Annotated in this window: 15 protein-coding genes; 2 read left to right on the plus strand and 13 right to left on the minus strand. The window is 70.7% G+C overall.

Annotated features, from left to right (window positions below; genetic code table 11):
* Positions 1-90 precede the first annotated feature (90 nt).
* Both ABD151_RS14200 and ABD151_RS14205 read left to right on the plus strand, forming a co-directional pair.
* Positions 91-768 (plus strand): LysM peptidoglycan-binding domain-containing protein, encoded by a 678-nt coding sequence (locus ABD151_RS14200; protein ID WP_343995419.1) that lies wholly within the window; start codon positions 91-93, stop codon positions 766-768.
* Positions 765-1,331 carry an Rv3235 family protein gene (locus ABD151_RS14205; RefSeq protein ID WP_343995420.1) on the plus strand — a complete coding sequence of 189 codons (567 nt, stop codon included), beginning with the start codon at positions 765-767 and terminating at the stop codon, positions 1,329-1,331. Before ABD151_RS14200 ends, ABD151_RS14205 begins: the two co-directional genes overlap by 4 nt.
* A 47-nt stretch (positions 1,332-1,378) precedes the next feature.
* Here ABD151_RS14205 and secA read toward each other — a convergent pair whose 3' ends face one another.
* From secA to ABD151_RS14270, 13 genes are all read right to left on the minus strand, one after another.
* The gene (gene secA / locus ABD151_RS14210; protein ID WP_343995421.1) at positions 1,379-4,174 is read right to left on the minus strand and encodes a preprotein translocase subunit SecA; all 2,796 of its coding nucleotides are present in this window, start codon (positions 4,172-4,174) and stop codon (positions 1,379-1,381) included.
* Between the two features lie 108 nt (positions 4,175-4,282).
* Positions 4,283-5,491, minus strand: coding sequence for a winged helix-turn-helix domain-containing protein (locus ABD151_RS14215; RefSeq protein WP_343995422.1), 1,209 nt, complete (start codon positions 5,489-5,491; stop codon positions 4,283-4,285).
* A gap of 22 nt (positions 5,492-5,513) precedes the next feature.
* Positions 5,514-6,191 (minus strand): response regulator, encoded by a 678-nt coding sequence (locus ABD151_RS14220; RefSeq protein WP_343995423.1) that lies wholly within the window; start codon positions 6,189-6,191, stop codon positions 5,514-5,516.
* A 68-nt stretch (positions 6,192-6,259) separates the two neighbouring features.
* On the minus strand, positions 6,260-6,871 hold the full coding sequence (gene hpf, locus ABD151_RS14225) for a ribosome hibernation-promoting factor, HPF/YfiA family (protein ID WP_343995424.1): 612 nt from the start codon (positions 6,869-6,871) through the stop codon (positions 6,260-6,262).
* 415 nt (positions 6,872-7,286) lie between these two features.
* Entirely contained in the window at positions 7,287-7,964 is a 678-nt protein-coding gene (locus ABD151_RS14230) for a ComF family protein (protein ID WP_343995425.1), read from the minus strand.
* A gap of 77 nt (positions 7,965-8,041) precedes the next feature.
* Entirely contained in the window at positions 8,042-9,772 is a 1,731-nt protein-coding gene (locus ABD151_RS14235; RefSeq protein WP_343995426.1) for an LpqB family beta-propeller domain-containing protein, read from the minus strand.
* Positions 9,769-11,364 (minus strand): MtrAB system histidine kinase MtrB, encoded by a 1,596-nt coding sequence (mtrB, locus tag ABD151_RS14240; protein WP_343995427.1) that lies wholly within the window; start codon positions 11,362-11,364, stop codon positions 9,769-9,771. Before mtrB ends, ABD151_RS14235 begins: the two co-directional genes overlap by 4 nt.
* 5 nt (positions 11,365-11,369) lie before the next feature.
* Complete coding sequence (mtrA, locus tag ABD151_RS14245; protein WP_343995428.1) at positions 11,370-12,065, minus strand: MtrAB system response regulator MtrA; 696 nt, start codon at positions 12,063-12,065, stop codon at positions 11,370-11,372.
* 8 nt (positions 12,066-12,073) lie between these two features.
* Positions 12,074-13,516, minus strand: coding sequence for an adenosylhomocysteinase (ahcY, locus tag ABD151_RS14250; RefSeq protein ID WP_343995429.1), 1,443 nt, complete (start codon positions 13,514-13,516; stop codon positions 12,074-12,076).
* Positions 13,517-13,637: 121 nt separating this feature from the next.
* On the minus strand, positions 13,638-14,612 hold the full coding sequence (locus tag ABD151_RS14255; RefSeq protein ID WP_343995430.1) for a DUF808 domain-containing protein: 975 nt from the start codon (positions 14,610-14,612) through the stop codon (positions 13,638-13,640).
* A gap of 149 nt (positions 14,613-14,761) precedes the next feature.
* The gene (locus tag ABD151_RS14260) at positions 14,762-15,784 is read right to left on the minus strand and encodes an SIS domain-containing protein (RefSeq protein ID WP_343995431.1); all 1,023 of its coding nucleotides are present in this window, start codon (positions 15,782-15,784) and stop codon (positions 14,762-14,764) included.
* Entirely contained in the window at positions 15,784-15,948 is a 165-nt protein-coding gene (locus tag ABD151_RS14265; RefSeq protein ID WP_425571921.1) for a Trm112 family protein, read from the minus strand. The genes ABD151_RS14260 and ABD151_RS14265 overlap by 1 nt, the downstream gene beginning before the upstream one ends.
* On the minus strand, positions 15,945-17,318 hold the full coding sequence (locus ABD151_RS14270) for a phosphomannomutase/phosphoglucomutase (protein ID WP_343995432.1): 1,374 nt from the start codon (positions 17,316-17,318) through the stop codon (positions 15,945-15,947). The genes ABD151_RS14265 and ABD151_RS14270 overlap by 4 nt, the downstream gene beginning before the upstream one ends.
* Between the last annotated feature and the right edge of the window lie 122 nt (positions 17,319-17,440).

Genomic DNA, 17,440 nt, shown 5'->3' on the forward strand with positions numbered 1-17,440 from the left:
CTGAGGCTCCGCGACCTGTGGAGAACTGATTGACAACGCGTGCAACCAGACGTTGACTGACGCAAACACACGCAAACGAAGGTATTGGCCATGTCAGCTCGGGATGACGCGATCACCACTTCGACCTCGGCTCGGGTGCGCCTGCGCTGCCTGGCCACCTGGGCCGCTGCGACGGCACTGGCCGCGGTCGCCCTCGGCACCAGCCTGCCGAGCCGGCCCGCCGTCTGGGCCACCCTGCGCAGCCTCGACGGCACACCCTCCCCGCCGCTGCCCGACCAGCTCGTGGTGGCAGCCGCTCACCTGGTGATCGCGGGTGGGGTCTGCTGGCTGTGGCTGCTGAGCACGCTGCTCGTCGTCGACGCCGCCCGCGGCGGGAGCAGCCGCGTCCCGGCTCCGCGTTGGCTGCGCAGCCTGGTGCTGCTCGGCTGCGGCACGCTGCTCGCCGCCGCTCCCCTGCCGGCACAGGCCGGCCACCCCGACCCGAGCACCGCAGGTCCGTTCACGCCGCGCAGCGCCGTCGCCGGCCTCCCGCTTCCCGAGCTGCCGCTCACCGCGCCGCCCATGCCTGACCCAGCGGCGCCACCGCCCGAGGCAGCGGTGACCGTGCGGGGCGGCGACACCCTGTGGCGGATCGCGGCCCGCTCGCTGCCCCGCTCCGCGACCCCGGAGCAGATCGGCCAGGAGGCCGACCGGCTCTGGCGGGTCAACCGGGCCGTGATCGGGGACGACCCCGACCTGATCCGCCCCGGCCAGGAGCTGCGGTCATGAGCGCCGATCTGACCCCGCGCCGCGCGCACCGCCGCGCGGTCGCGCTCGCCGAGCAGGCCACCGCGCTCCAGGGAACGCTCGCCCTCGTCCTGCCCACACCGCTCGCCCCACCGCCGGCGCCCGCCGTGCTGCGCGTCGCCACCGCGGAGCCGGACGGGGCCGGGCCGCCGATGCCGCACGGCGCCGACGCGATCCGGGTCAGCCCGGCCCTGCGCGCCGAGCTGCACCGGTGGGCCAACGCCTTCGTCCAGGCCTGCGTCGAGACCATCCTCGGCGAGCGGCCGGTCTCTCAGCTGGTCCGCTGGACGACCCCGGAGATCCACGAAGAGATCGCCGCCCGCGCCGAGACCGTCGCCGCCGCGGCCGGCAGCGCACCGGGGCTGCTGCGCGCCCGCCGGGTCAACGCCCGGCTGGTGGTCTCCAGCGTGCACTCCTGCTTCCTGGCCACCGACCGGGTCGAGGTCTGCGCCGTGGTCCGTCACGCCTCGCGCAGCCGCTGCGTCGCCGCACGCATGGAGAAGGTCGCCGGCCGCTGGCAGTGCACCCAGATCAGATTCGGGTGAGAGCGAGCGTCCGGCGACCTTCTCGGAAGCCGTGCGTCAGGGAGCGATCAGCCGTTGACCCGCGTGGTCAGGCCGGTCGGGCCGTTCGGAGCGCCGTGGCACTTCTTGAACTTCTTGCCCGAGCCACAGGGGCAGTCCTCGTTGCGGCCGATGCCGGCGAACGGGTCGTCGGCGTTGGTCACCGTGCCGGTGCCCGCCGTCTCCGGCTCGCCGTCCTCGTCCGGTCCGGAGTAGGTCAGCCGCTGCGGCTCCTGGGCGCCTTCGAGGCCCTTGGCGTGGATGTGGGTGTGCCCCGGGGTCTCCTCGACCTCGCCGTCGCCCTCCAGCACCAGCTCGTCCTCATCCGCCTCGACGATCTCGACCTCGAGGTTGAACAGGAAGCCGACAGCCTCCTCCTTGATGCCGTCCATCATCGCGCCGAACATGTCGAAGCCCTCGCGCTGGTACTCCACGAGCGGGTCGCGCTGGCTGTAGGCACGCAGGTAGATGCCCTCGCGCAGGTAGTCCATCTCGTAGAGGTGGTCGCGCCACTTGCGGTCGAGCACCGAGAGCACCACGCGACGCTCGAGGTCGCGGGTGTTCTCCTCGCCCAGCTCGGCCTCACGGGCCGCGTAGGCGGCCTGCGCGTCCTTCTTCAGGATCTCGGCCAGCTCGGAGCGGCCCAGCGCGGCGATGCCGCCGGCCTGGTCCACCACGTCCTGGTGACGCAGGGTGATCGGATAGAGCTGCTTGAGCGCCGTCCAGAGCGCGTCGAGGTCCCACTCCTCCGCGAAGCCCTCGGTCGCGCCGTTGACGTAGCCGTCGATGACGTCGTCGATGAAGGTGTGGATCTGCTCGCCGAGGTCGGCGCCCTCGAGCACGCGGCGGCGCTCGTCGTAGATCACCTTGCGCTGGCGGTCCATCACGTCGTCGTACTTCAGCACGTTCTTGCGGGACTCGAAGTTCTGCGACTCGATCTGGCCCTGGGCGTTCGCGATCGCGCCGGTGACCCGCTTGTTCTCGATCGGGACGTCGTCCGGAACCTTGAGCACGGTGAGCACGCGGTCCACCCAGTCGGACTTGAACAGGCGCATGAGCTCGTCCTGCAGCGACAGGTAGAACCGGGACTCGCCCGGGTCGCCCTGACGGCCGGAGCGACCACGCAGCTGGTTGTCGATGCGGCGAGACTCGTGGCGCTCGGTGCCGACAACGTAGAGGCCGCCGAGCTCCTTGACCTCGTCGTGCTCGGTGGCGACCTGGGCCTTGAAGCGCTCGACGGCGCCGGGCCATGCGGCCTCGTACTCGTCGCTGGTCTCGACCGGGTCGAGGCCCTTCTTGCGCAGCTCCTCGTCGGCCAGGAACTCGACCGATCCACCGAGCATGATGTCGGTACCACGACCGGCCATGTTGGTGGCCACGGTGACCGCGCCCTTGTGACCGGCCAGGGCGACGACCTTCGCCTCGGACTCGTGCTGCTTGGCGTTCAGCACGGTGTGCGGGACGCCCTTCTTCTTCAGCAGGCCCGAGAGCAGCTCGGACTTCTCGACCGAGACGGTGCCGATCAGCACCGGCTGACCGGCCTTGTTGCGCTCGGCGATGTCGGCGACGACGGCGTCGTACTTCGCCTCCTCGGTGCGGTAGACCAGGTCCGCCTGGTCGACGCGCAGGGCCGGCTTGTTGGTCGGGATCGGCACCACGCCGAGGTCGTAGATCTTGTCGAACTCCGAGGCCTCGGTCATCGCGGTACCGGTCATGCCCGAGAGCTTCTTGTACATGCGGAAGTAGTTCTGCAGGGTGATCGAGGCGAGGGTCTGGTACTCCTCGCGGACGGTCACGCCCTCCTTGGCCTCGATCGCCTGGTGCAGGCCGTCGTTGTAGCGGCGGCCGTCGAGGATGCGGCCGGTGTGCTCGTCGACGATCTTCACCTCGCCGCTCATCACCACGTACTCCTTGTCGCGGTGGAAGAGCTCCTTGGCCTTGATCGAGTTGTTCATGAACGAGATCAGCGGCGTGTTGACCGAGTCGTAGAGGTTGTCGATGCCGAGGTAGTTCTCGACCTTCGAGATCGCGCCCTCCAGAGCGGAGACGGTGCGCTTCTTCTCGTCGACCTCGTAGTCCTTCTCGCGCTCCATCGTGTTCGCGATCTTGGCGAACTCGGCGTACCAGCGGACCTCGTCCTGGGTCGGGCCGGAGATGATCAGCGGGGTGCGCGCCTCGTCGATCAGGATGGAGTCGACCTCGTCGACGATGGCGAAGCCGTGACCGCGCTGCACGCAGCGGTCGATGCTCGAGGCCATGTTGTCGCGCAGGTAGTCGAAGCCCAGCTCGTTGTTGGTGGCGTAGGTGATGTCGCAGTTGTACGCCGCGCGCCGCTCGTCGGGGGTCATGCTCGGCAGGATCACGCCGGTGGTCAGGCCCAGGAAGTGATGGATGCGGCCCATCATCTCGGACTGGAACTTGGCCAGGTAGTCGTTGACGGTGACCACGTGCACGCCCTGGTCGGCGAGCGCGTTGAGGTACGACGGCAGGGTGGCGACCAGGGTCTTGCCCTCACCGGTCTTCATCTCGGCGATGTTGCCCTTGTGCAGGGCGGCGCCGCCCATGATCTGCACGTCGTAGTGACGCTGGCCGATCACGCGCTTGGCGGCCTCGCGCACGGTGGCGAACGCCTCCGGCATGATGTCATCGAGGGTCTCGCCCTCGGCCAAGCGCTTCTTGAACTCCTCGGTCTGGCCGCGAAGCTCCTCATCGCTCATCGCGACGAAGTCGTCCTCGATGGCATTGACCGCCTTGGCGATGGCCTCGAGCTCTCGGAGGATCTTGCCCTCTCCGATGCGGAGGATCTTGTCGAGGATGGAAGGCACGAGCTCGCTCCCTGTTCGCGTGGCGGATGGCTGGGAAGTCCAGAACCTCGGCAATGCTACCCGCGGCGTGGTCAGCGTCCCACCCCTCCCGGAAACCCGGGACCGACGCTACAGCGCAGCGGCAAGCGCTGGGGCCAGATCCCCGTTCCCGCGCACGCTCACGTCGTCCAGCTCCAGCCAGCCCGCGAGCCGCCGCAGCTCGGCGGCCAACGCCTCCGCGGTGTGGGCCGGTGCCGTGGGCTCGGCGAAGGCTCCGAGCACCAGCAGCCGCCGCCCGGCGCGGTCGGCCTTGAGGTCGACGCGGGCGGCCAGCCGCTCCCCCAGCAGGAACGGGAGCACGTAGTAGCCGTGCACCCGCTGCGGCGCCGGGACGTAGATCTCGATCCGGTAGCGGAAGTCGAAGAGCGCCTCGGTGCGCGCGCGCTCCCACACGATCGGGTCGAACGGGGAGAGCAGGGTGGCGGCGGCGATCCGGCGCGGCACGCGCGCGTCGCGGTGCAGGTACGCGGGCCGGCTCCAGCCCTCGACCCGGACCGGCTCCAGCTCGCCGGCATCCACCAGGTCGCCCAGCGCGGCGCGGGTCTCGGCGACGCCCATCCGGTAGTAGTCGCGCAGGCACTGCTCGGAGGCGACGCCGTGGCTGCGCGCCGCCCGGCGCACCAGCTCGCGGTGGGCCTCGGCCGGCTCCGGGGTCGGGGCGTCGAGGATCGCGGCCGGCACCACCCGCTCGGGCACGTCGTAGAGCCGCTCGAACTGCCCGTTGCGGGCAGCCACGGTGATCTCACCGGCATAGAAGAGGTACTCCAGGGCCTTCTTGACCTCCGACCAGTTCCAGCCCCAGTGCTCCTTGGCCCGGTCCAGGCCACCGGTCAGGTCCGCATCGATCTCGCGCGCCGAGCGCGGACCGTGCCGGCGGACGTCGTCGAGCACGTCCTTCACCAGCGCCGGGTTCTCCTCCGCGATCGAGCGCGGGCCGCCCCAGGCGTCGAGGTGCGCGCGCGCCATCCGGTGCTGCATCAGCGGCCACAGGTCGACCGGCATGAAGGCGGCAACGTGCGCCCAGTACTCCAGCACCCGGCGCGGTCGCGACTGCGCCGCACGGTGCAGCAGGTCGACGTCGTAGGGGCCCATCCGCGCGTACAGCGGCATGTAGTGCGCGCGTTGCAGCACGTTGACCGAGTCGATCTGCAGGACGCCGGTGCGCGCCAGGGTGCGCTCGAAGGTGCGCATCGTGGGCCGGGCGTGCGGGGCATCGGCGAAGCCCTGGGCGGCCAGGGCGATCCGGCGTGCCTGGGCCAGGCTCAGCGACGACGTCATGGCGCCATCGTGGCGCGACCGATCACGGGATGTCGAGCAGCTTCTCGCGGACCGCGTACATGACGGCCTCCATCCGCGAGTGCAGCTGGAGCTTCTCCAAGATGTTGCGCACGTGGTTCTTCACGGTGTTCTCGCTGATGAACAGCTCGCGCGCGATCTCACGGTTGTTCATGCCGCGCGCCACCAGGCGCAGCACCTCGAGCTCGCGCTCGGTCAGGCGCAGACCCGGGACCTGGTCCCGCTCCGGCTTGGTCATCTGCTTGAACTCGTCGATCAGCTTGACCGCCATCGACGGGCTGATCAGCGACTGGCCGTCGGCGACGACGCGCACGGCCTGGGCCACCTCGTCGATCGAGGAGTCCTTGAGCAGGTAGCCGGAGGCACCGCTCTTGACCGCCTCGTAGAGGTCGGCCTCCTCGTCGGAGACGGTGAGCATGATGATCTTCGAGGCCGGCACGGCCTCCTTGATCGCCACGCAGGCCTCGATGCCGGAGCGCTTGGGCATCCGGACGTCGAGCAGGACGACGTCGGGCGCGGTCAGCGCCGCCAGGTCGGTGCCCTCGATACCGTCGCCCGCCTCACCGACGACCTCGATGCCGGGCTCCACGCCCAACAACATGGTCAGGCCCCGTCGGAAGAGCTCCTGGTCATCGACGACCAGGACCCTCACCGCCTCGGCGGTCGCGTCGCTATCAGTCACGGGCTCATCATGGCACGAACGGGCCATCTCTGTCGCACTGCAGAGCGGCCCGTCCGTGCCATGGACTATCAGGACATGAGGTCCAAAGAGATCACTCCGTAGTCATATCCCTTGCGGCGATAGACCACGCTGGGCCGTTCACTCTCCTTGTCGACGAACAGGTAGAAGTCGTGCCCGACCAGCTCCATCTCGTAGAGGGCCTGGTCGAGGGTCATGCTCACGGCCGGGTGCGTCTTCTCGCGCACCACGAGCGGGCCGTCGCCGCTCACCGTGATCGGGCCGACCTGCCGCTCGGGCACGACGTCGTCCTCCTCGACGACGGGTGCCGCGACGTTGGCCAGTGCCTGGCCCACGGAGACCGGGGTGTGGCGGCCGCGGTGCACGCGGCGACGATCGGCCGCCTTGCGCAACTGCGATGCCATCTTGTCCATCGCGAGGTCGAGCGCGCCCATCTTGTCCTCGGCCGCTGCCTCTGCGCGGATCACCGGCCCCTTGGAGAAGGCGGTGAGTTCGACGCGGACCGCGCGATCCGCCTGACGGGGGTTGCGTTCGTTGCTGACCTCGACCTGGACCCGGATGATGCGTTGGTCATGCTTCTCGAGTCGGGACAGCTTCTCCTCAACGTGGCTGCGGAACCTCTCGGTCACCTCGCACTGTCGAGCGCTCACCACAACGTCCATGTAGACCTCCCGTGCAATTGGTTGGTGTCACCATGCCGCCGGCGTTCCGCAACGCGGACGCCGGACGATGAGATGGAGTCCGTCCGGCCGACCTGGTCTTCGACCCCACAGCCGCCTGCTGAGGCTCTCGCAGCTTCTTGCCACTACCCGCCTTCTCCCGCTGCGCCGGCATATCTGATGTCGGCGACGGGGCAGGACTTACTTCTAAGCCGCACCGTGATCGTCCCCGAGGGGACTTACGTGGACCGTTTCGCCTGCGACTGGCATCGGCTTGCCGTCCACCCTCGACCGGCTCCCGCACCACCTCGCGCGACGCGAGGGCTGCGGACGCCGAACTACTGAGAACGACGCAACCACGGACCCGGACGGACTCCATGACCAGACGCTAGTCGGTTGCCTGCTGCTTTTCCAGCGTTCACCCGGACAACGGGTGTGGCGTCGTCTGCGGAGTGTGCGCGACCGCCGCCACCCCGAGCACTCCCACGCCGACGGCGCGCAGTGCCCGACACGCCTCGGCGGCCGTCGCACCGGTGGTCACCACGTCATCGCAGACCACCGCCCAGGCGGCGGTGCCGCGCAGCCGCGCCAGCCCCGAGGCCCGGCATGCCATCGCGCCGGCCAGGTTCTCCGCCCGTTCGACGCGGCTCAGGCCGGCCTGGTCGCGCACTTGGCGCACCCGGAGCAGCGACACCGCATCGGCCGCGATCCCCTTGCCCTGCAAGGCCGCAGCCGCCCGACGGGTGAGCACGCGGGTCGGGTCGTAGCCACGGGCCCGGACGGCGGCCGCGCGCGACGGCACCGGCACCAGGAGCAGGCGCTGGCCCGGCACCTCGCCGGCGAGTGCCGCCGCCGCATCGGCCAGCAGCTCGCCGAGCAGAGCCCGCAACCCGAACTGGCGCCGCTCCTTGTGACCGAGCACCAGCTGGCGCAGCAGGCCCTCGTACGCTCCGGCACTGCACGCCCCGGGCACCCCCGGAACCGGCCCGGTGCGCCCGCGCAGCCGGGCCCCGCATGCCCGGCACGGCAGCTCGCCGGGGGTCGCGCAGCCCGGGCAGGAGGCACCCGCGAAGAGGTCGGCGAGGACGGCGCGCATCGGGCCAGCACACCACCCGGGCCGAGACCGGACAAGACGCCGATGCCCGGCTGTGGAGACACGCCCGGGGACTCGTCCTATCCGACGTAGGCCAGCGCCCGCAGCTGCGCGGACGGCACGAAGCCGTCCTCGCGCGAGGCGACCAGATGCACCTGGCCGTCCGTGCCCACCGCCCAGGCCGGGTAGCCGGAGAGCGGAGCGGAGACCAGGCCGGTGACCCGGTCGCGGACCAGCTCCGAGGCGACGTCGCCGGTGGAGAGTGCGGTGGAGCCGTCCACCGATCGGCGGGTGACCTGGGTCAGGTCGCGGGTGATCGCCCGGGCCACCAGGACCTCGGTCGGGGTCCGCCAGGCCAGGGCGCGCAGGTCGAGCTTCTCGCCGGGCTCGTTCCAGACCGAGCCGCCGCCGACGCCACGGATCCGGGCACCGCGCCGGGCCAGGCGGCTGACCACGACCCGGTCACCGCCGGCCCCGGCCACGATCGCGACCAGACGCGAGCCGTCGCGGCTGACCAGGAAGTCGACCACCCGCTCCCCGCTCACGCCGGGCACCTCGACCGTGCGCAGCCGGTTGCCGACCAGCACCCGCACCTGCGCCCCCGCGGGCGCGGCGTCCAGCAGCCAGAGCGCGCCGTTGTGGTCCCAGGCGGGCTTCAGCAGGTTGCTCGCCCCCTGCAGCACGGTGCCTGCCTCGCCACCGCTCTCGACCTGGCCGAGCAGCGCGGTGCTGCCGTCGTCGGTGATCCCGGCGACCCGCTCGGCGTCCAGGTCCACGCCGATCGAGCGCAGGCCGTAGTCACGGACCCCGAACGGCCCGTCCAGGGGCTGCGCGCCGGAGGCGTTGACCGAGACCAGCCGCCCCTTGAGCAACGCGAAGGGAGCAAGCCAGCTGTCGCGCACGGCAGGGTCGAAGACCTCGGCGATCGAGGTGTCGACGTCCGAGCGCACGCCCGTGCCGGTGACCGGGTTGCCGTTGAGGGTGATCCGGAACCGCTCGATGGACGGGTCCTGGCGCAGGGTCCAGGCGACCTGCGCGGTCAGCAGCTCCAGGGTGTCGGCGTCGAAGGTGGGCGCCTCGCCGGTCAGCGCCACCTCGGCGAGGCCGTCCTGCGGGACCGGGATGGAGAAGTCGACCTTGAGGCCACGCGGGATGAAGGTCTGGGTGACGTCCGCATGGCGTGCCACCGGGCCGCGCAGCAGGCCCGAGACCAGGGCGGTGGCGAGCTGGTCCCCGCGCGGCACGAAGACCGGCTCCGGGACCAGGATCGTGCCGGTCGGATCGAAGAAGAAGAGCGACGCCTGCGTGTAGCGGTCGGCGAACCAGGAGTCCGGCACGATCATCGCGTCGGGTGCCTCGGCGATCCGCCACTCGCCGTCCTCGCTGGCCATCGTGAAGCGCAACCGGGCGTCGTCCGCGCTGAGGGCGCCCTGCCAGGCACCGCGACCGTCGAGGCGGTGCCCGCCGAGCAGGTTCACCTCGACCGTGGAGCCGCCGAGCGGGGTGGTCAGGTCCGCGTAGGTCAGCATCGCCTCGTCCGGGCGCCACGACTGGCGCTCCTCGGCGGTGAGGAACTCGCGCGCCACCGCCGTGGAGATCGGGTTCGCGGTCATCGCGTCCAGGAAGTGGCGCACGATCTCCGCCGGCGTCTCCCCCTCCTGGGGCGGCCGCGGGTTGTACGGGAATCCGGTGTCGGGCCGCGCGTCCGCGCTCTCCTCGGTGACCCGGACCTTGCCGTCGGTGGGCAGGCTGACGCACGCCGCGCAGAGCAGCAGGACCAGCACGGCGACCGGGGCAGAGAGGCGTCTCATAGCGCCTCCACGTCGTCGGGGACCAGCGGGATCGGACTATGCCGCAGCGGCTGCCCGGCCCGCCGGGGCAGGGTCAGCCGGAACTGCGCGCCCTGGCCGGGCTGGCCCCAGGCCTGCAGCCAGCCCCCATGCAGGTGGGTGTCCTCGAGCGAGATCGCCAACCCCAGCCCGGTGCCGCCGCTGGTGCGGGCGCGGGCCGGGTCGGCGCGCCAGAAGCGGTTGAAGACCAGCGCTGCCTCGCCGGGAGCCAGCCCCACCCCGTGGTCGCGGACGGCGATCGCGGCGGCGTGGTCGTCGCCGTTGACCAGCACCACGATCGGGCCGGAGTCGGCGTGGTCGATCGCATTGCTGACCAGGTTGCGCACGATCCGCTCGACCCGGCGGGTGTCGGCCTCGGCCAGCACCGGCTCGCGCAGCGCCTGCACGGTGACGGTCATCCCCCGCTGCTCGGCGAGGCCACGGGTGATGTCGACGACGCGGTGCGCGACGTCGATCAGGTTGATGTCGTCGAGCTCGAGTGCGGCGGCGCCGGCGTCGAAGCGGCTGATCTCCAGCAGATCGCTGAGCAGTCCCTCGAAGCGGTCGAGCTCGGTCTGCAACAGCTCGGCGGCACGCGCGGTGACCGGGTCGAACTCGTTGCGGGCGTCGTGCAGGACGTCGCCGGCCATCCGCACCGTGGTCAGCGGCGTCCGCAGCTCGTGGGAGACATCGGAGGTGAAGCGCCGCTGCACCCGCGACAGCTCCTCGAGCTGGCGGATCTGGCGTTGCAGGCTGGAGGCCATCTGGTTGAACGAGGTGGCCAGGCGCGCGATGTCGTCGTGGCCACGCACCCACATCCGCTCCTCCAGGTGGCCGGCCGCCAGCCGCTCGGCGGTACGCCGGGCCATCCGGATCGGGGTGACCACCTGGCGGGTGACCAGCCAGGTCAGGCCGGCGACCAGCACCAGCAGCAGACCGCCCGCGGTCAGCAGCGCCCGGGAGACCAGCGCCAGGGTGTCCTCCTCCTGCTGCATCGGGAAGAGGTAGTAGAGCGTGTAGTACTTGCCGTCGGCGGGCAGCTGGATCGCCGAGGCGACCGCGACGCCCGCGATCTCGGGGCGGTCCGCATCGTCGACGTAGCGCATCGTGGTGAAGGTCCAGGCCGGGTCCAGGGACTCGGTGAAGTGCGCGCTCAGCGACGCGGGCACGCTGTCCAGGTCGAGGTCCGTGGAGTAGCGCGCCCCGGCACTCGCGACGTCGATGGGCTCCTCGGTGACCGGACCGGCCAGCACCACCGAGAAGCCCCGCACCTCGGCACGCTGCAGGATCGGGTCGGCCAGCTGGCGCAGCTGGGTGGAGACGTCGTCGTCGGTTCCGGGCAGCGCCGCCAGTCGGGTGCGGGCCTGGTTGGTCTCGTCGGTGGCCTCCGCGACCGCGCGGTCGACCCGCGCATCGACCAGGCCGTCGCGCGTCTGTTGCAGCAGGAACCAACCGACCACACCCACCACGATGGCAGACAGCAGCACGGTGCTGGCCACCACGCGCGCCTGCACCGAGCGCCGCCAGAAGGTGAGGCCGCGCCGTACGGTGGAGGAGACGCTTCGCCGCGGCATCGGCGCTAGCTCGACGTCCCGGCCTTGTAGCCGACGCCGCGGACGGTCACCACGACCTCGGGGTTCTCGGGGTCGTGCTCGATCTTGGAGCGCAGTCGCTGCACGTGCACGTTGACCAGGCGGGTGTCCGCGGCATGGCGGTAGCCCCAGACCTGCTCCAGCAGCACCTCACGGGTGAAGACCTGCCAGGGCTTGCGGGCCAGGCAGACCAGGAGGTCGAACTCCAGCGGGGTCAGGTTGATCGCCTGGCCGGCGCGGGTGACCGCATGCCCGGCGACGTCGATCACCAGGTCGGCGATGGTCAGGCTCTCCTGCACCGGCTGGTCGAGACGGCGGACCCGCGCGCGGATCCGGGCGATCAGCTCCTTGGGCTTGAACGGCTTGACCACGTAGTCGTCGGCACCCGACTCCAGGCCGACGACCACATCGATGGTGTCGCCCTTCGCGGTGAGCATCACGATCGGCACGCCGGACTCGGCGCGGATCTCCTTGCACACGTCGATGCCGTCCTTGCCGGGCAGCATCAGATCGAGCAGCACGAGGTCCGGCTTGTAGTCGCGGAACTCCGCGACCGCGCGGTCCCCGCGGGTGCACACCTGGGAGTCGAAGCCCTCCTGGCGCAACACGATGGTGAGCATCTCGGCAAGGGACGCATCGTCGTCAACGACGAGGATGCGCCCCTTGCTGTCGATCGAATTCATCCGCTATCTCAGTACCGGTAGTGCTCCGACTTGAACGGACCCTCGACCGGGACGCCGAGGTAGTCGGCCTGGGCCTGGTTCAGCTCGGTGAGCTCGACGCCGATCGCGTCGAGGTGCAGCCGGGCGACCTCCTCGTCGAGGTGCTTGGGCAGCACGTAGACGCCGATCGGGTACTCCTCGAGCTTGGTGAAGAGCTCGATCTGGGCCAGCACCTGGTTGGTGAAGGAGTTCGACATCACGAAGGACGGGTGACCGGTCGCGTTGCCGAGGTTCAGCAGGCGGCCCTCGGAGAGCACGATGACCTTCTTGCCGTCGGCGAAGATCCACTGGTGGACCTGCGGCTTGATCTCGTCCTTGACGATGCCCGGGATCTTGGCCAGGCCGGCCATGTCGATCTCGTTGTCGAAGTGGCCGATGTTGCCGACGATGGCCTGGTTCTTCATCCGCTCGAAGTGCTCGACGCGGATGATGTCGAAGTTGCCGGTCGTGGTGATGAAGATGTCCGCGAAGTCGACGACGCTCTCGAGGCGCTTGACCTCGTAGCCGTCCATCGCCGCCTGCAGCGCGCAGATCGGGTCGATCTCGGTGATGATCACCCGAGCGCCCTGGCCGCGCAGCGACTCCGCCGAGCCCTTGCCGACGTCGCCGTAGCCGCAGACCACGGCGGTCTTGCCGGCGATCATCACGTCGGTGCCTCGGTTGATGCCGTCGATCAGCGAGTGGCGGCAGCCGTACTTGTTGTCGAACTTCGACTTGGTGACCGAGTCGTTGACGTTGATCGCCGGGAAGAGCAGCGAGCCCTCCTTGAAGCGGTCGTAGAGGCGCAGCACACCGGTGGTGGTCTCCTCGGTGACGCCCTTGATGCCGTTGGCGATGTTGGTCCAGCGCTGCGGGTCGTTCTCCAGCGAGCGGGCCAGGACGCGCAGCACCTCCTTGAACTCCTCGTTGTCGGTGGAGTCCTGGCCGGGAACCGCGCCGGCCTTCTCGAACTCGACACCCTTGTGCACGAGCAGGGTGATGTCGCCGCCGTCGTCCAGCAGCATGTTGGGGCCGACCTTGTTGCCCTCGGCGTCGGTGAAGTCGAAGACCTTCTCGGCCTCGTCCCAGTACTCGGCGAGGGTCTCGCCCTTCCAGGCGAAGACGGGGGTGCCCTGGGGGTTCTCCGGGGTCCCGTTCGGGCCGACGACGACCGCAGCCGCAGCGTGGTCCTGGGTGGAGAAGATGTTGCAGGTCGCCCAGCGGACGTCAGCACCGAGCGCGGTCAGCGTCTCGATCAGGACGCCGGTCTGGATCGTCATGTGCAGCGAGCCGGCGATCCGGGCTCCCTTGAGGGGCTGCTCGGCGCCGTAGCGCGCGCGCATCGCCATCAGGCCGGGCATCTCGTGCTCGGCGAGCGTCAGTTCCTTGCGGCCGAACTCCGCGAGGGTCAGGTCCTTGACCTTGTAGTCCATGAATATCCACCTCAGACAAGATGTGCGGCCTGCGGCGCATCTGCGCTTCGACGGGATCTCCCGCGCATGACCGTGGCCCACACTACAAGCGGGCGCGGCCCGCCGGGCAATTCTGCGGAGGTCAGTGCGCGGCGGCGCGGGTGGCCGGCCCGGCGGCCGGCTTCTCCTTGCTCGGCCACAGGCTGACCAGCCCGGCGATCACCGAGCCCACCACGAATCCGACCACGGCCGAGACGGCCGTGTTCGCCAGCCAGCCGAGGACCGCACCGAAGCCGCCGTGGACGGCGTGCTCGATCTCGTGCTCGAGGTCGTGCACCAGGTCGTAGGGGGCGTCCCACCAACCGGCCTCATGCACGTTGGCCAGCATGATGTGGCCACCCACCCAGAGCATTGCGACCGTGCCCACGACGGAGAGCCCGGTGAGCAGCTTGGGCATCCCGGCCACCAGCGCCAGGCCCACCCTCTTGGCCAGCTGCGGGGTGCGCTGCGCGAGGCTGAGGCCGACGTCGTCCATCTTGACGATCAGGGCGACCACGCCGTAGACGGCGACGGTGATCACCAGGGCGACCACGATCAGCACGCCGAGCTGGGTCCAGATGCTCTCCGAGGCGACCGAGGCCAGCGCGATCACCATGATCTCGGCCGAGAGGATCAGATCGGTGCGCACCGCACCGGCGACCATCTGCCGCTCGGCGTCGGGGCCGAGCTCGGTGGCGGCCTCCTCGTGGTGCTCGTCGTGCGGCAGGAAGTGGTGCCAGACCTTGTGCGCGCCCTCGAAGGCGAGGAAGCCACCGCCCAGGATCAGGATGATCGGCAGCAGCCCGGGCAGGAACGCGTTGAGGATCAGCGCCGCCGGCAGGATGATCAGCAGCTTGTTGCGCACCGATCCCATCGCGATCCTCTTGATCATCGGCAGCTCGCGCTCGGCAGCGATGCCGTGCACGTACTGCGGCGTCACCGCGGTGTCGTCGATGACCACGCCGGCCGACTTCACCGTCGCCTTGCCCGCAGCCGCAGCGACGTCGTCGATGGAGGCAGCCGCCATCCGGGCCAGCACCGCCACATCGTCGAGCAGGGCAAAAAGACCGCCACTCATCGCTTCTCCCACCGCTCTGCGTTCACACCGCGCAGCGTAGTCGGCCACCCGCGACCCTCCGGATAGTCCCTGACGTTTTCGTGGTTCTCGGCGCGAAAAACCACGAAAACGTCAGGGACTATCCGGAAAGTTGGACGGCGGCCAGGGTTTCAGTCGCTGACGAGGGCGTAGCCGAGGTAGGCGGCGGCGTAGCTGCCGCTGAGGTGCAGGGAGGCGTAGCGGGCGACCTCGGTGCGGGCCGTGGTCTCCACGGTCTCCACCCGGACGCCGCGCTCGGCGGCGACCGCCTGGAGGTGGCCGCGCTGCTCGCGCACCACCGGGTCGTCGCTGCCGTCGTCGAGGACGACGAGCACCGGGCGGGCCTCGTCGGCGCCCTCGGCGAACGGGTCGTCGAAGACGTTGCGGGGTGCGGTCGCCTGCAGCACCGGCACCAGGTGCTCGGCGTCGCCGGCCAGGGCGCCCCGGCCGGTGGCGCGGCGGATCGACTCCGCGATCCGACGTGCGGCGCGTGCGGCCAGCACCGAGCCGCCCCAGACCACGGGGTTGGCATCGGCCAGGGCGATCGCCAGCATCTTGGCCGGGTTGACGGCGAGGTCGCGGTGCGGCGAACAGGCGATCGCCACCTCGTCCAGCGCACGGGCCACCTCCTCGGCGTCCGCGACCGGGCCGAGCTCGGCGCGGTGCAGGAAGTCGAGCATCACCACCGCCGTGGCGAGCTGGTCGCCGTCGCCGGTCGGCAGCACGCTGGTCCAGCGGCCGGCGGCGTGCTCGGCGACCATCGAGTCGGGCGCACAGGCGATCACCACCTGACACCCGCGACGCACCGCCTCGGCGACCGCGGAGGCGGCCGCCGGGTCGCTGCGCTCGGGAGCGAGCATGACCACCAGGTCGAGGCTCCCTGCCCATCCCGGCAGGCCCGGACCGGGCCAGGCCACGAACGGCACCGGGCACCAGGGCTCGAGCACGGCCCGCAGCAGGCGCGAGTCCGGCCCGGCCGCGATCACCGCGCGCGGACGCTGATCGCGGTTGTGGAGCAACGCCTCCTCGATGGCCTCGGCCGACTCCCCCGCCGCCCGGCGCACCCGGGCGCCCGACTCGGCCAGGTGACGCAGCGCCGGATCGGACTGCGCGGCCTCACCGTCGAGACGGGACTCGTCGAACCAGGTGCCCATCAGCCAGGCCTACGCGCCTCGTCGACCAGCAGCACCGGGATGTCGTCGCGGACCGGGTAGGCGAGCCCGCACCCGAGGCAGACCAGCTCCTCGCCCTGCGGCTCGAGGCCGGCACGGCAGTCGGGGCAGACGATGATCTCCAGCAGCTTGGAGTCGATGTTCACTTGGCGTCCCTCCGGATCTCGGCCAGCACCTCGTCGCGGATGCCGGCCATGGTCTGATCGTCGCGTCCCTCGACGTTGAGGCGCAACAGTGGCTCGGTGTTCGAGGCGCGCACGTTGAACCACCAGTCCTCGTGCGCCACGGTGAGCCCGTCGAGCCGGTCCACCTGGACGCCGTCACGGCTCGACCAGGCCTCGACCAGCGCCTCGACGACGCCGCTCTGGTCGGCCACGGTCGAGTTGATCTCGCCCGAGGAGGCGAACCGGTCGTAGTCGGCCAGCAGCTCCGAGAGCGTGCCGTCGGTCTCCGAGAGAGCGGCCAGCGCGTGCAGCGCGGCCAGCATCCCGGAGTCGGCCTTCCAGAAGTCGCGGAAGTAGAAGTGGCCGCTGTGCTCGCCGCCGAAGATGGCGCCGGTCTCGGCCATCGTCGCCTTGATGTAGGAGTGCCCGACCCGGGTGCGCACCGGGGTGCCGCCGAGCTCGGTGACGATCTGCGGGACCGCGCGCGAGGTGATCAGGTTGTGGATGATCGTGGCGCCGGGCTCGCGCGCCAGCTCGCGGGCGGCGATCAACCCGGTCAGCGTGGACGGCGTCACCAGCTCGCCGCGCTCGTCGACCAGGAAGCAGCGGTCCGCGTCGCCGTCGAAGGCGAGGCCGATGTCGGCGCCCTCGGCGAGCACGCGCTTCTGCAGGTCGACCAGGTTGGCCGGCTCGATCGGGTTCGCCTCGTGGTTGGGGAACGTGCCGTCGAGCTCGAAGTACATCGGCACCATCTCGACGGCGCCCATCTCGGCGAAGACGGCGGGCGCGGTGAGGCCGGCCATCCCGTTGCCGGCGTCGATCACGACCTTGAGCTGGCGCGGACCCCAGCCGACCAGGCCGTGCAGGTGCTGCACGTAGCCGGCCAGGACGTCGGTCTCGGTGATCGTGCCGACCCGGCTGGCCCGGTGCACGGTGGCCACCGCGTCGCGGATCTCGGCGAGACCGGTCTCCATGCCGATCGGCGCGGCCCCGGCGCGGCACATCTTGATCCCGTTGTACGCCGCCGGGTTGTGGCTCGCGGTGAACATCGCACCGGCATGGCCGAGCGCGCCCGAGGCGTAGTAGAGCTGGTCGGTGGAGGCGAGCCCGATGATCACCACATCGGCGCCGGCTGCGGCAGCACCCTGGGCGAACGCGCCGGCCAGGCCGGGCGAGGAGGGGCGCATGTCGTAGCCCACCACGACGGTGGGGGCTCCGGTGATGGCAACGAAGGCGCCGCCGATGCGCTCGGCGAGCGCCTCGTCGAGCTGGTCCCCCACGGTGCCGCGAACGTCATACGCCTTGAAGATGGCGTGCAGGTTGTCCGGGGAGAGGGTCGCGGATTCGGGCATGGACGGAGCCTATCGGCACCCGTGCTCAGTCGGAGGTCAGCACCCTCAGATGGCCGCGGCGCGCGGTCTCGCGGCCGCTCTCGTTGGCCGGCGGCTGCGGGGCCGGAGCGGGCCGCGCCGCC

Source organism: Nocardioides dubius, from assembly GCF_039528155.1.
Taxonomy (GTDB): domain Bacteria; phylum Actinomycetota; class Actinomycetes; order Propionibacteriales; family Nocardioidaceae; genus Nocardioides; species Nocardioides dubius.